Raw genomic sequence first — 13,331 nt, 5'->3', positions numbered from 1 at the left:
GTGCTCTTGTGGGGTTGTGCCGCGGTTTTGTCGGTTTTGGTTTGGCTTGTGCAGGTTCGGTTTGCCGCGCCGGTGCTGTCGGCTGCGCAGTTGCTGTCGACTGCGCTGGTTCTGCTGGCTGCGCTGGTTCTGCATGTCGTGCTGGTTCTGCATGTCGTGCTGCGGCAGCCGAGGTTTCAGAGTTGGGTTGATTCGCGGCGTTGACAGCCCGGAACCGGCCGGTAGGGGAGCCGCTGTTCGAGTTCTTCAGTGCGTCGAGATGCGCACCTATGTCGGAACCCGGAGCAACGCGAAAAGGTTGCTGGCTACTAGAGTTCATTGAATCTTTTGAATGCCTGCCCACCCTTAATAACCTAATCGCTGCACCAGCTCCGGAAGGCGTACCGCCATTCCGGCGCGCCGAGCCGTGGTCATCAACACTGTGCCCACTTTTCGACGCAATACTCACTTATCGATGCGCTCCAGCGTGTCTATAAGTGAATAGCGCATCGATATGTGAGAGGGGTAGAACTCGCAGCAACGCGAAAAGCCTGCTGATTCCCGGAATCCACTGAACCTTTTGAGTGCCTGCCCACCGTTAACAGCCTAATCCCTGCTACTGCTTGTAGCTGACCAGGAAGTTGCCCAGGCGCTCGATGGCTTCCTTCAGGTCGCGCGCCCACGGCAGGGTGACAATTCGGAAGTGATCCGGCGTCGGGTAGTTGAAGCCAGAGCCGCCGACCATCAGGATCTTCTCTTCACGCAAAATGTCGAGCATCAGCCTTTCGTCATCGTGAATTTCGTAGACGTTCGGATCCAGCTTCGGGAATGCGTACATTGCTCCCATCGGCTTCACGCAGCTCACGCCCGGAATTGAGGTCAGTCCCTCGTAGGCGACATTGCGCTGCTCCAGGAGGCGACCGCCTGGCAAGATCAGGTCCTCGATGGACTGGTAACCGCCAAGTGCCACCTGAATGCCGTGTTGAGCAGGGACATTCGGGCACAGACGGGTGCTGGCCAGCAGGTTGATGCCCTCGATAAAGCCCTCTGCGTGGCGCTTCGGGCCAGTCAGTACCATCCAGCCCGCGCGGTAGCCGGCCACGCGGTAGGTTTTGGACAGGCCGTTGAAGGTGATACAGAGCAAATCCGGGGCCAAGGAAGCAGTGGAAATGTGCTCTGCATCGTCGTAGAGGATGCGGTCGTAGATTTCGTCGGAAAGCAGCAGGAGTGAGTGCTCACGAGCGATATCGACGATGGCTTCGAGTGTCTGGCGTGTGTAGACCGCGCCGGTCGGATTGTTCGGGTTGATGATGACAATCGCCTTCGTGCGATCCGTCACCTTCGAGCGAATGTCTTCGACATCCGGAGCCCAGTTATTCTCCTCATCACACGTGTAGTGGACGGCCTTACCGCCGGCGAGGGTGGTTGCTGCCGTCCAGAGCGGGTAATCCGGAGCTGGAATGAGGACCTCATCGCCCTCGTTGAGCAGCGCCTGCGTGGTGATGGAAATCAGCTCGGAGACGCCGTTGCCCAGCCAGACGTCGTTGACGTCGAAACGGGGGAAATCCGGGTCCATCTCATAGCGCGTGACGACGGCACGGCGTGCGGAGTAAATACCCTTGGACTCGGAGTAGCCCTGTGCGTGGGGGAGGGCCCGGACCATGTCCTGCACGATGGTGTCAGGTGCATCAAAGCCGAACTTCGCCGGATTGCCAGTGTTGAGCATCATGATGCGGTGGCCGTCGGCCTCCATCTGCTCGGCGAGAGTAGTCACCGGACCGCGAATGTCGTAGAGGACGTTCTGCAGCTTGGAGGATTGGTCCAGTGTCTTCAGCGGAGTGCGGCGAGGTGCCTTGATGTTTCCACGACGGGCGGCAACGCGGGCGGCGCGGGACTGCTCGGCCTGAGCGGCCTGCGCAGTCTGAGCGTCCTGCGTTGTCTCGTTGGTGGTTTCGGTGCCCTGGGAAGTGTCTTTACTGGAACTCACCTGTCTAAGCATGCCACTTTTTTGCTCCCGCACCATGCTTTTCTCACAGCGGGGGCAGATTAATTGCACATTGATTGCGCAAAAGCGTCCTGCATGAGGATGCAGGACGCTTTTCTGGGGTTCTGGCTGCTGGGTTCCGGCTGCTAGTTACTGCTTGACTGCGGAGCCGTCGATCTGCAGGGAAATCTCATTGCCAAGGAGCAGGCCGCCAGTCTTAATAGGAGCGTTGTAATCGATACCGAAATCGGTGCGGTCAATCTTGGTAGCTGCCTCGAAGCCAACGGGAGTCTGACCCCATGGGTCTTCAGCGGAGCCGAAAATATCGACATCTAGGGTGATCGGCTTGGTAATGCCGTTGATGGTCAGGTCGCCGGTAACGGTGGCCTTTTCTTCGCTCTGGAGCTCGATAGCGGTGGAAACGAACTCGAAGGTCGGGTTTTCGTCGGTGCCGAAGAAGTCCTTCGAGCGCAGGTGGTTGTCGCGCTCTTCATTGTTGGTGTTGATGGAGTTCGCCTGAATGGTCGCCTTTGCCGTGGAATTCTCCGGCTTGTCGGCATCAAAATTAATAACGGACTCAAACTCAGTGAACTGACCGTGGACCTTAGTGATCATTGCGTGACGAACGGTGAATCCAACGGTGGAGTGCTGTGCATCAAGAACGTAGTTACCAGACTGAAGAGCCATGGTGAATCTCCTAAAAGTTAAAAGTATCTCGAATGTTTCGAAGTATTTTTGTCCGCCGGAACCAACTTCCGGTGTTGACGTATCAACTATAAGCCAGGGAGAGATGACGTGTCAACAAAAAGGTCTTAATATGGAGCCATGCAATTCGGAGTTTTTACAATTGGCGACGTCACAAAAGATCCCACGACCGGACAAATCCCTACTGAACATGAGCGAATTAAGGCAACTGTCGCGCTAGCGAAGAAGGCTGAAGAGGTTGGCCTTGATGTATTTGCTACCGGCCAGCACCACAATCCACCGTTTGTGGCCCCGGCGAACCCGCCGATTCTGCTGGCAAACCTCGCAGCGCAGACCGAAAATCTGATTCTGTCGACCTCGACAACGCTGATTACCACCACCGACCCCGTGCGCATCGCCGAGGATTACGTCTACCTCCAGCACCTTTCCGAAGGCCGCATGGATCTCATGATGGGCCGCGGCAACACCGGGCCGGTTTATCCGTGGTTTGGCAAGGATATCCGCAAGGGGATTCCGCTGGCCATTGAGAATTACCACCTATTGCGCACCCTTTGGCGTGAGGAGAGTGTGGATTGGCAAGGTCAATTCCGCACGCCGCTGCAGTCCTTTACGTCCACTCCGCGTCCGCTCGACGGGGTAGCGCCTTTCGTGTGGCATGGCTCAATCCGGTCCACCGAGATTGCTGAGCAGGCCGCCTTCTATGGGGACGGCTTCTTCCATAATCACATTTTCTGGAATATCGAGCACACCACAGCCATGGTCAATCTCTACCGCCAGCGCTTTGAGCACTACGGTCATGGTGCTGCTGATCAGGCAATTGTCGGACTTGGTGGGCAGGTCTTCGCTGCTGAGACGGAGAAGAAAGCCAAGGAAATTTTCCGCCCCTACTTCGACAATGCCCCGGTCTATGGACATGGGCCATCGTTGGAAGAATTCGAGAACATCACTCCACTGACCGTCGGCACGCCTGAGCAAATCATCGAACGTTACCTGGGCTATGCAGATGCCGTTGGTGACTACCAGCGCCAGCTTTTCCTCATCGATCACGCCGGCCTACCGCTGGAGATGGCGCTGGAGCAGGTTGAGATCCTGGGAACCGAAATCGTTCCGGTCCTGCGTGAAGAGTTCGAGCGCCGCCGTCCGGCACACGTGCCCTCCGACCCGCCGACGCACGCCTCGCTCGTCGCCGAAGGCGCAGATTCCCCGCACCTGCTGGTCCGCCCGGCGGAAAGGAATCAGCAGTGAGAAAGCTTGTCGTAGTAAGCGCTGGCGTTTCCGACCCATCGACCACGCGCATCCTCGCGAATCGCATCGCGGAAGCTGTTGACGTGCAGGTCTCCAAGCGCGGCGAAGGTCTCGAGATCGAGTACATTGAGCTGCGCGAACTCGCTGTCAGTCTCGGCACTGTGATGTCCACAGGGCTTTACGACGAAAAATTGCGCACCGCCCTCGATACTGTCAGCGGTGCTGATGGATTGATTGCCGCGACCCCGGTGTTCGCTCGGCCGTAGTCGGTTTTGATCCAGATTTTGGGAACGAAGCTGAAGAAAAGGGTGCAGCACATTCAGCGGACGGGGCCAGTGAGGGCAATCAAGGTGTTGGTGCGCCGAACCATCGGCGCAGTACAAACACGCAGGTGGGCGCTAACGTCACGGATTTTGCCACACTGCTAGAGGGGCTCGACGGCACCGCGAAGTAGCCGCGCTCTCACGTGAAGGGGAGGGATAGGGGAGAGGCCGGCGCTCTATTAGCGGCACCACGGGAGGTTGTAGTAGTCGCAAGAGAAGGTATCGGAAAGAGCGTATTCCTTAACCTGTAGGTCGTCGCTGCTGGTTGTAGCTGTCGGTGCAGCGGTAGCGGCAGTAGCAGCAGGGGCACCGGTCAGCGCGCCCAGGGAAAGTGCTGCGGATGCAATGGTGGTAGCAAGAACAGAAGTGCGTCGAAACATTAGGTAGTACTCCGAAAGATATCTGCCTCGGCAAAGTGTCAGGGCTTTGTGGACTGCCGGACTTCGCCAGTGATTAATAAAGAAATCATAACTATTTAATCAAGAGTGTGAAGCGTGAGGGGCCCTTCGTCTGCCCGCTCCCGGGGGTGGCCAAATGGCTACTCTATGGTGTCTTTATGTAGGTAGGTTAGTGGCCGAAATGTTGATTGTCTATTACCAAGTGGCCGACCGAGGCATTTTTGAATTGGTTCAAAAGGCGTAGTTCTGATGCGATTGAATTGATCGCCGAAATCTTATTGTGGCGCCCATAATCGCTGGTCAAGGTCAATTAGATGTCGTATTTTCGCGTGGCAGAAATCGGTGAGATTCCATTTTTACTATGTGGATAATTGCTGCGGCCGTCGTAAAGCCAGTCGAAAATTTTCCATTACAAAACGCTGAATTTCGACTTACCTTTGCAGGTGTCAGTTCAAGTATTTCCTTACGAGTTGCTCGTCACATCCTGAAAGGATTTCGCCGTGAAGAAGACCCTGCTCTCCGGCTCTATTGCAGCCCTGGTTACCATGTCCTCGCTGGCTGTTGCCCCGATGGCCGAAGCTGCCCCAGCCCCTACCCCGGGCACCGTCGGTGGCACCTGCTCCGTTGAAGGCCAGTCCGGCCAGTCCCTGAAGATCACCGGCTCGAAGTTCGAGGTCGAAGGTACTGCGACTGTCGCTAACTACGGCGACACCGACCTGCCGCTGACCCAGACCCTGAAGGAGGGCAAGACCAAGTCCTGGAACGTCGGCGGTTCGGTCGACTTCGACCTGCTCAAGCTCTTCCATGTCACCTTTAGCGCCGGCTACCAGTCCACTCAGACCTGGGAAGTTGGCCAGACTCTCGGCCCGTACCCAGTCAAGCCTGGCTACACCGGTGTTCTGGAGTATGGCTTCCTGAACCAGTCCTTCGAAGGTACTCACCTGACCTGTAAGGGCGGAAAGTGGATCGACGCAGGTCGTCCGTACTGGGGCACCATCCCGAAGGAGCGCCACATTCGCGTTTCCATGCGCGCCAACGAAGCTGATCGCTCCGTCGACGGTGCTGCTCCGGCACAGGTCAAGGAGTACGCCGTCTAAGACGGGCTGAGCCTTTCTAAGACCTCGAAGCAGAAGGAAGTTTCTCCATGTTGAGCCTGAAAAAGAAGGCCCTGGCCTGCGCGGTGATGGGTGCAAGTCTTCTTGCGCCAGGCATCGTCGGACAGGCCGCGGCGACCCCGCTGACCCAGACCCCGGACCAAGATGAGCACCACACCGGTTTCACCAATACGGATAAATGTGACCCGGTCAAGGATGCCAAGCGTCACCCCTGGGAGCAGTGGATTACCGACGAATGGGACCGCTACAACGGCACTAACTCATTCACCAACCGCACTGACCGCCCGATTCAGTACACCCTCGAGGTGACAGAGGGAGTTAACGAGTCTGTGAAGGCCATGAGCTCCGGAAATATGTGGGACGTGTTCCTCCACGGGGTGAAGAACAAGTACGGCATCGTCGAGGTCAGTCAGTGGTCGGTTGGCGACAAGCTGGGCCCGGTGACTGTCAACCCCGGTGAGACCGTTCGCGCAGACTACGGCGTGCACATGAAGTCCTTCATTGGCCGTGTTCGCACCTGTGACCAGAAGACCGGCCTGTGGCGCGGTGAGCCCTACTTCGGTGAGTACAACGGCAAGGGGCCGTCGACCCGCTTCGTGGTCTGGCACAAGACCACCAAGGAGGGCGAGCACCGTCAGCAGTGGGCGCCTGTCAGCGGTAACTCCGGTGACGGCGGCCCGGCATCCGCCACGATTAACGACTAGGAGCAGTTATGAAAAAGCGTGTTGTCGCCATGTGCTTGACGACGGTCTTTGCGCTCGGACTCGGTGCTCCGACAGCAGTGGCCGCCCCGAATCCAGGAGCCGGTGAACCGTTCGCGCCGGAGGAGTGGGTACCAGTGCCCAAGCCGGCGGCAGTTGACCGCGGTCCGGCACCGGGAACCACTTGTGAAGCTCCGGGTTCGGTGGCTGAGTTCGTGGAAATCACCGGCTCTCGCTACGACGTTGAAGGCGTTGTTTCTACGAAGAATGACATCGGTGATGAGCCGATTCCGCTGACGCAGACCATCAAGGAGTCCAAGACCAAGAAGTGGTGGACCAATATCTCTGTCAGTGTGAAGGTCAGCAAGGAGCTCAACCGCAAGTACTCCTGGGAATACTCCCGAGAGATGGTTTGGAGCCTTGGGCAGAAGATCGGGCCATACGAAGTGCGCAAGGGTGAAACTGGTCGTCTGAGCTGGGGATTCCTGGTTGACGAGTTCGCCGGACAGACAGTTCGCTGCAACGCCAACTCGAAGACGTGGGAGCCAATTGGGCGCAGCTACTTCGGTGTGGCTCCGCGCGAGCGACATGTCGAGGTGACCATCCAGTAGTTACACAGTTCTCTCTCCACACTCAGCACGGGTAAAAGGGGCATATTCGCGAAAGTGAATATGCCCCTTTTTGCTATCTATCTCGGGCCTGCAAAGGCTCAATTCAGAGCCGCTAACCGGCCAAATCTCAGAGCCCCTGGTTATTCTGCGGCAGCGGATGCCGGCGGGTGGAAGCCTGCGTCTATTGCTTTCAGCGCCAGGTCCAGGCGAGAGGTAGCTCCAAACTTATTGAACATGCTGGAGAGGTGCTTCTTGATAGTGCCCGGCGACTTGCCGAGTTCCTTGGCGATGTCGTGGTTTGACTTACCGCGGCAGATTAGGCCGAGAACCTCTCGCTCGGCTTGAGTGATCTTGTACGAGGAAATGTTGCGGGACGGCAGAGTTTTAATCAGCCGAGTCGCAGAAATCGGCGAGATTACGGTGCCACCCTGGAAGACATCTTCAACGGTGCCAATGACAGATTCCGGGCGGGCGGTTTTGAGAATGTAGCCATTTCCGCCGAGACTCAAGATTTTCAGCATTGTTTCATCGGTATCAAATGAGGTGATAGCGATGAATTTTGGTGGATTCTCCACCTTCTTAATGCGCTCGAGCAGCTCAACGCCGTCCATGTTGGGCATATGAATATCGGTCAAAACTACGTCAACGCCACCACGGGCAATAATGTTGAGAGCCTCGTGGCCATCGCTGGCTTCATCGACCACGGTGATATGCGGTGCCTTCTTGAAATAGGTTCGCAGCGTCGAGAGTACGAGTGGGTCGTCGTCGACAATGAGAACCTTAATGTCAGACATCCGCGAACCTTTCATAGAAGTTATAAAACCGAACAATATCTGTCATCGTGTGATATTACTACGCTAACCAGGACTTTTCGAGAGATATCTTCGTCACAGGCGGCTACTGCATCAATCTTACGCTACCGTAACCTACTGGTTGGTAGGTGGCATGCGGAGTTTGCAATTCCACACATTTCCCTCTCGTTCTGACGTGATGGAACCGTCCCACGGTCGCACTCGCCGATGTAGTGAGGAAAGCCCCAAACCGCTCGAGAGCATCGCCCGCGGCAGAAAATGCGGTAGCGCCTTCGATATCTGATTGCTGATGTCGAGCGTGAAGCCATCTTCCTCGTTGCTCAGCGCCAGAATGTGAACGTTCGTTTGCGGTTCGCCGTACTTCTGAATGTTCGTGCAGAACTCCGACAGCGCCGGCGAGATAACCTCTGAAATCTGCGTCAAAGAGGGCTCGGTTTCGATCCTCGTGGCCAGCGAAACGTTAAACCCAGCTTCCTGTAGTTCATCTTTGGCCTGTTGGAGCACCTTGTTCATGCTGGGAACTCGCTCATCCTGGCCGATAGCTGAGGTCAAAGAACTCTCGTCGTCAGCGGATTTCAGCAATGAAAGCAACTGGCGAAGTTGCAGCAGGCCTTCTCGGGAGGTCTCTGCGATGTCTTCCAGGGATTCCTCAAGTTTTTCATCGGTCCCTTCTCGCTCGATGGCGAGCGCCTGCGCCAGCATGGTTACGCGAGTAAAGGACTTGGCAGTGGAGTCGTGCAGTACGGTCGCCAACTCAAGGCGTTGCTCTTCCAGAGCGCGGTTAGATTCAATCGTTGCCTGCCGGCGTTGTTCTTTGTAGCGACTGCGCATCATGCCGATGGCGTAGGCAATTACAAAAAGCAGTGTTGTCACAAAGGTCGCGACATGGTCACGTGCGAAAGTACTTGTGTTGACGTCGTAGTTTGAAATCACCAACAAGAGCAACGCAGTGATTCTCGCCGGCATCTTGTTGTTGTTAGCACGCATCACTTCCACGATGAGAAGCGCACAGAAAATCTGCATTGGAGCTTGCTCTGTTGGGAGGAAGGTCAACGCCAAGAAATTCGCTGGGACAACCACCATGGCAAAGAGCGGCAAATACGTGGCCACTGCAACAAGAATGACCTGAAGGCCACCGATAATGGTCGGCAACAATAGATCAGAGTTGCTCTCGCGGAAAACTAGCGCATCGAGAGCCGTGAGGATCAGCGCAATGACCATCTCCACTGACCCCGGAGTCCTCAGAAAGTCCCTTATCTGTGACAGCGATTTCTTAATCACTACGCCAAGACCTCTTTCCACACCACAACGCGGTCATCTCTAACGGGATGCAGTAATCAATATATTGTCAGTGCGGTTGAGAGTGCCATTTGCATGATTAATGCCGTGGCGCAGGGGTCGTCGTAAAGCACAAAAAATCCGCCCGGGAAGAATAACCTCTCGGGCGGATTTTGGCTTACTTAGCGAGCGTTACTTACGTCGCGCTGATCCTGGCAGCGGAACTCCGTGCTGGTTGCGCGGAAGGTTCTTAGCGCTTGCCGACGGTGCCTGCGTCTCCTCGGCAGGAGCATCAGCAGTCTGCTCGGTGGAGGTGGCTTCTTCCGTCGCCCGCTCTTCGGTAACCTCTGGCTGTTCCGGAGCCTGCTCCGCCTCTGGCTGGGCAGATGCTTCCTGAGCCTCGGTTTCCTCGGCTGTCGGGGCAGGGGCGCTAGCGGCCGGCTTTGCCTTGCGCGCGCCACCTGGAATCGGAGCGCCCTTGCGTGCGCCACCCGGAACCGGGGCACCGGATGCGGTCTTCGGCTGCTCAGCTGCTGGCTGCTCGGACTCGGTGGCCGTAACCTCAGCAGCGGTGTCCTCAGAAGGAGCGGTTTCCTCGGCCTTCGGCTTGGCGGCTGGAGCTGCCTTCTTAGCGCCACCTGGGACAGGTGCGCCCTTGCGTGCGCCACCCGGAATCGGAGCGCCCTTGGTTGCCTTCGGGGTCTCAGCCGGAGCTTCGGTTTCCGCAGCTGCTGGCTCTGCCTGCGCGGCCGGCTTAGCAGCCTTGGCGCTACCCGGAACTGGAGCGCCCTTCTTGGCACCACCTGGAACCGGTGCGCCGGCCTTTGCGCCGCCTGGCTTTGGAGCGCCACCCGGAACTGGTGCGCCGGCCTTAGCCCCGCCTGGTTTCGGTGCGCCACCTGGAGCTGGAGCGCCCTTCTTGGCGCCACCCGGGGTCGGTGCGCCGGCCTTAGCGCCGCCTGGCTTCGGAGCGCCACCTGGCTTTGGAGCACCACCTGGAGCTGGAACGCCCTTCTTGGCACCGCCCGGGGTCGGTGCGCCACCTGGAGCTGGAGCGCCCTTCTTGGCGCCACCCGGGGTCGGTGCGCCGCCCTTGGTGGCAGCGCCTGCAGCAGCACCAGCAGCTGCGGCACCAGCGCCGGCAGCGGCAGCCTTTTCTGCCTTCTTCTTCTCGGCAGCCTCGGCCTTCTTGCGCTTTGCTTCCTCTTCCTCGAGGCGCAGGCGCTCTTCCTCTTCAGCCTTCTTCGGATCGACCCAGCCACGCTCTGGCTGCTCAATCCACTCCGGCTCACGTGCCTGTGGCAGCTCGCCGTCGACCTTCACAGAGTCGCGGAGCATCTGGGCGATGTCCAGGACTTCCGGCTTCTTCTCGTCGTCCTCGATGACGTTGTTGACACCGTCATTCATCATCGTCTTACAGAACGGGCAGCCGATGGCAATTGCCTCAGCGCCAGTGCCGACAGCCTCTTCGGTGCGGTTGACGTTGATGCGCTGGCCGATGGTCTCTTCCATCCACATGCGCGCGCCACCTGCACCACAGCAGAAGCCGGTGTTCTTGTTACGCGGCATCTCGACGAGGTTAGCGCCGGATGCACCAATCAGCTCACGCGGAGCCTCGAAGACCTTGTTGTGGCGACCCAGGAAGCATGGGTCGTGGTAGGTGACCTGGCGGCCTTGGCCGGAAGCAACCGGCTGGAGGCGGTTAGCGCGAACCAGCTTATTTAGCAGCTGGGTGTGGTGGACAACTTCGTACTGTCCGCCCAGCTCTGGGTACTCGTTCTTGAAGGTGTTGAAGCAGTGCGCACAGGTGACGACAATCTTGCGCTGCTTCGGCGGGACACCGTCGAAGACCTCATCGAGCTGTTCGATGTTCTGCTCAGCCAGCATCTGGAAGAGGAACTCGTTACCAGCGCGGCGAGCGGAATCGCCAGTACAACCCTCAGCCTGGGAGAGCACAGCGTACTTCACACCGGCGGTGTAAAGCATTTCTGCAACAGCCTTGGTGGTCTTCTTCGCATTGTCGTCGTACGCACCGGCACAACCGACCCAGAACAGGTACTCGGTGTCGTCGAAGCTCTCGACATCTTCGCCCCAAATCGGGACGACGATGCCTTCCTTGCGGACCTCGTTAATCCAGTCGGCACGAGTGGAAGCGTTCTGGCCCCACGGGTTGCCCTTGGTCTCGAGGTTCTTGAACAGGCCAGCCAGCTCGGTCGGGAAGTCCGACTCAACCAGAACCTGGTAGCGGCGCATATCGACGATGTGGTCGATGTGCTCAATGTCAACCGGGCACTGCTCAACACAGGCACCACAGTTGGTGCAGGACCACAGGACGTCCTGGTCGATGACGCCCTCATCGCCGTCGCCAACCAGCGGCTTGGTCAGGAGTGCTGCGCCAGCGCCTTCGCCCTCGCGAGCGGTTTCGATGGTCTCGCCAGCCAGCAGGTACGGGGCAGAAGCGTAAGCGTGGTCACGCAGCTGGTTAACCAGCAGCTTCGGGGACAGTGGCTTGGAAGTGTTCCATGCCGGGCACTGCTCCTGGCAGCGACCACACTCAGTACAAGAGGTGAAGTCCAGCAGAGCCTTCCAGGAGTGGTCGGTGACCACACCGGTACCCATGGAGTCAACTTCTGGGTCAGCCTCTTCCAGGTTCAAAATCTCGCCGTTAGAGGTCATCGGCTTAGCGCCAGCGAGGGCGTTGTAGCCATCAGCGTTGCGCTTGAGCAGGATGTTGGCGAATGCCAGGAAGCGGTGCCATGCGACACCCCAAGTCAGGTTGCGGCCAACAACGAAGAGCCAGACCATACCGGACAGCAGCTTAATCAGCGCGAAGATGGACACCATGACTTCGGAGGCCGGCAGAATCTGTGCGATACCACCGGTGGCGAAGTTCGCCCAGTTCCAGACCTCGGCGCCAGTGTGACCGTGGTCGCCGTAGGTAGCCAGCTTGGCTGCCTTGACGAACATCATGCCGAGGCCCTCGATGAGGACGACAGCCTCGACGAAATAAGCAGCACCAGCGTTGGAGCCGTAGAAGCGGCTCAGGCGCTCCTTGCCCAGGTTGGTCTGGCGGACGAGGATCAGTGTCAGGATGCCCAGGGTGGTGCCCAGGCCGAGCAGTTCGTCGATGAAGTGCCAGGCGGTCAGATTCCTGAGGATTGGCCAACCACCGGCTGGCCAGAAGGTCTGAATGTACGCCTCGAACCACACCAGGGAGCCGAGGAGGAAGCCCACCATGACGAACCAGTGAGCCACAGCAACGCCGGGTTTCTTGGCCATCTTGGTGTGACCGACGATCTCTCGGATCATGGTCCAAATACGGGTTCCCCATTCACCGGTGTGACCGTATGTCTTTTGGCCCACCATGATGGTCTTCACCATATGGGTGAATCCCTTGATAAAGATGAACCAGCAGGGCAGGGACAACAGGACGCCAATAACGCCGACTGCGACGGTGAATCCGGTAGATTCCGGAATCGCCGTGTCAGCCGTCGCCGCGGCGAGGTTGAGCACGCTCATAATGTTCCTTCTAGGCTGGCTCAGCCAGGGTGATGGCTGAGTGAAAATAGTTCTCTTGTGAGTTCTATCACGAGCCGCGGACGCTTACCTAACTAATGTCCAAAATGGTGCTGAATTCATCGATACACGGTGTAACCAGCGGTTATTTGGCGAATTACGCAAAAAAATCGTTGTTTTATTCGAGAGGGATTCGAGGGGCAACGTCTTCGCTTGACGACGGTGCGAGGCACTTTCGTCGTCACGCTTTTATGGGCGGAAGTGGTGGCGGTGTTGCGTGTGGGCAGTTGTCGAGTGTTGTCGACTCGATGTTCTGCGGACGCATTGCGGGGGTAGCGCCGAAGCGCAGGGGCGGAGCTGTGTTGCGAGGCGGGGAGGGGGTCGGTGGCGTGTTGGTCTTTGAAAACTGATTGAAGCAGACATGTATTCACATGCGTTACATTCTTAACACAAATAACAATAGTTACTTCTGTACCTGTGTTTTGGTGGATAGTTCGCTATTGGGCCCGGGATTTGCTGACAATTAACGAAAAAGTCATTAAATGTAACTGACTTTTATGAATCCCAAGTGGATTTAAAAGCCTCTATGTCCGCAATTTGCCTGGTAATCGGCGTGCCAATTCGGTGGTGAGGAGAGTTGCCTGGCCACCCCCGGCGCAATTCT

The 13,331-nt window shown here is 57.6% G+C and carries 12 protein-coding genes; 6 read left to right on the top strand and 6 right to left on the bottom strand.

Annotated features, from left to right (window positions below; genetic code table 11):
• Window positions 1–48 precede the first annotated feature (48 nt).
• Complete coding sequence (locus HMPREF2847_RS11545; RefSeq protein ID WP_168168357.1) at window positions 49–204, top strand: hypothetical protein; 156 nt, start codon at window positions 49–51, stop codon at window positions 202–204.
• A gap of 391 nt (window positions 205–595) precedes the next feature.
• Here HMPREF2847_RS11545 and HMPREF2847_RS02680 read toward each other — a convergent pair whose 3' ends face one another.
• Window positions 596–1,966: a pyridoxal phosphate-dependent aminotransferase gene (locus HMPREF2847_RS02680; RefSeq protein ID WP_284805669.1), complete on the bottom strand. Its 1,371-nt coding sequence runs from the start codon at window positions 1,964–1,966 to the stop codon at window positions 596–598.
• 147 nt (window positions 1,967–2,113) lie between these two features.
• Window positions 2,114–2,650 carry a YceI family protein gene (locus HMPREF2847_RS02675; RefSeq protein ID WP_070851431.1) on the bottom strand — a complete coding sequence of 179 codons (537 nt, stop codon included), beginning with the start codon at window positions 2,648–2,650 and terminating at the stop codon, window positions 2,114–2,116.
• Window positions 2,651–2,788: 138 nt separating this feature from the next.
• Here HMPREF2847_RS02675 and HMPREF2847_RS02670 point away from each other — a divergent pair, with 138 nt between their 5' ends.
• Together HMPREF2847_RS02670 and HMPREF2847_RS02665 are read left to right on the top strand one after the other, a co-directional pair.
• The gene (locus HMPREF2847_RS02670; protein ID WP_070851430.1) at window positions 2,789–3,913 is read left to right on the top strand and encodes a CE1758 family FMN-dependent luciferase-like monooxygenase; all 1,125 of its coding nucleotides are present in this window, start codon (window positions 2,789–2,791) and stop codon (window positions 3,911–3,913) included.
• Window positions 3,910–4,179 (top strand): NAD(P)H-dependent oxidoreductase, encoded by a 270-nt coding sequence (locus tag HMPREF2847_RS02665; protein WP_070851429.1) that lies wholly within the window; start codon window positions 3,910–3,912, stop codon window positions 4,177–4,179. The genes HMPREF2847_RS02670 and HMPREF2847_RS02665 overlap by 4 nt, the downstream gene beginning before the upstream one ends.
• A gap of 236 nt (window positions 4,180–4,415) precedes the next feature.
• On the opposite strand, the gene HMPREF2847_RS02660 is transcribed toward HMPREF2847_RS02665, so the two are convergent.
• Window positions 4,416–4,616 (bottom strand): hypothetical protein, encoded by a 201-nt coding sequence (locus HMPREF2847_RS02660; RefSeq protein WP_070851428.1) that lies wholly within the window; start codon window positions 4,614–4,616, stop codon window positions 4,416–4,418.
• Window positions 4,617–5,134: 518 nt separating this feature from the next.
• Here HMPREF2847_RS02660 and HMPREF2847_RS02655 point away from each other — a divergent pair.
• The 3 genes from HMPREF2847_RS02655 to HMPREF2847_RS02645 are packed head-to-tail and all read left to right on the top strand — an operon-like array spanning window position 5,135 to window position 7,061.
• Window positions 5,135–5,731, top strand: coding sequence for a hypothetical protein (locus HMPREF2847_RS02655; RefSeq protein WP_048734421.1), 597 nt, complete (start codon window positions 5,135–5,137; stop codon window positions 5,729–5,731).
• 47 nt (window positions 5,732–5,778) lie between these two features.
• Window positions 5,779–6,453, top strand: coding sequence for a hypothetical protein (locus HMPREF2847_RS02650; protein WP_005511744.1), 675 nt, complete (start codon window positions 5,779–5,781; stop codon window positions 6,451–6,453).
• A gap of 8 nt (window positions 6,454–6,461) precedes the next feature.
• Window positions 6,462–7,061 (top strand): hypothetical protein, encoded by a 600-nt coding sequence (locus HMPREF2847_RS02645; protein ID WP_005511781.1) that lies wholly within the window; start codon window positions 6,462–6,464, stop codon window positions 7,059–7,061.
• Between the two features lie 140 nt (window positions 7,062–7,201).
• Here HMPREF2847_RS02645 and HMPREF2847_RS02640 read toward each other — a convergent pair whose 3' ends face one another.
• The 3 genes from HMPREF2847_RS02640 to HMPREF2847_RS02630 all read right to left on the bottom strand — a co-directional run bounded on the left by HMPREF2847_RS02640 (window position 7,202) and on the right by HMPREF2847_RS02630 (window position 12,670).
• Entirely contained in the window at window positions 7,202–7,855 is a 654-nt protein-coding gene (locus HMPREF2847_RS02640; RefSeq protein WP_016421571.1) for a response regulator transcription factor, read from the bottom strand.
• A gap of 132 nt (window positions 7,856–7,987) precedes the next feature.
• Entirely contained in the window at window positions 7,988–9,094 is a 1,107-nt protein-coding gene (locus HMPREF2847_RS02635) for a histidine kinase (RefSeq protein ID WP_222866945.1), read from the bottom strand.
• A gap of 249 nt (window positions 9,095–9,343) precedes the next feature.
• Complete coding sequence (locus HMPREF2847_RS02630) at window positions 9,344–12,670, bottom strand: heterodisulfide reductase-related iron-sulfur binding cluster (RefSeq protein WP_070851426.1); 3,327 nt, start codon at window positions 12,668–12,670, stop codon at window positions 9,344–9,346.
• Window positions 12,671–13,331: the final 661 nt, after the last annotated feature.

It is taken from the genome of Corynebacterium sp. HMSC074C03 (genome assembly GCF_001838285.1).
GTDB lineage: Bacteria > Actinomycetota > Actinomycetes > Mycobacteriales > Mycobacteriaceae > Corynebacterium > Corynebacterium amycolatum.
The sequence above is the reverse complement of the archived record's forward strand: the minus strand, read 5'-3'. Positions and strand labels throughout refer to the sequence as shown.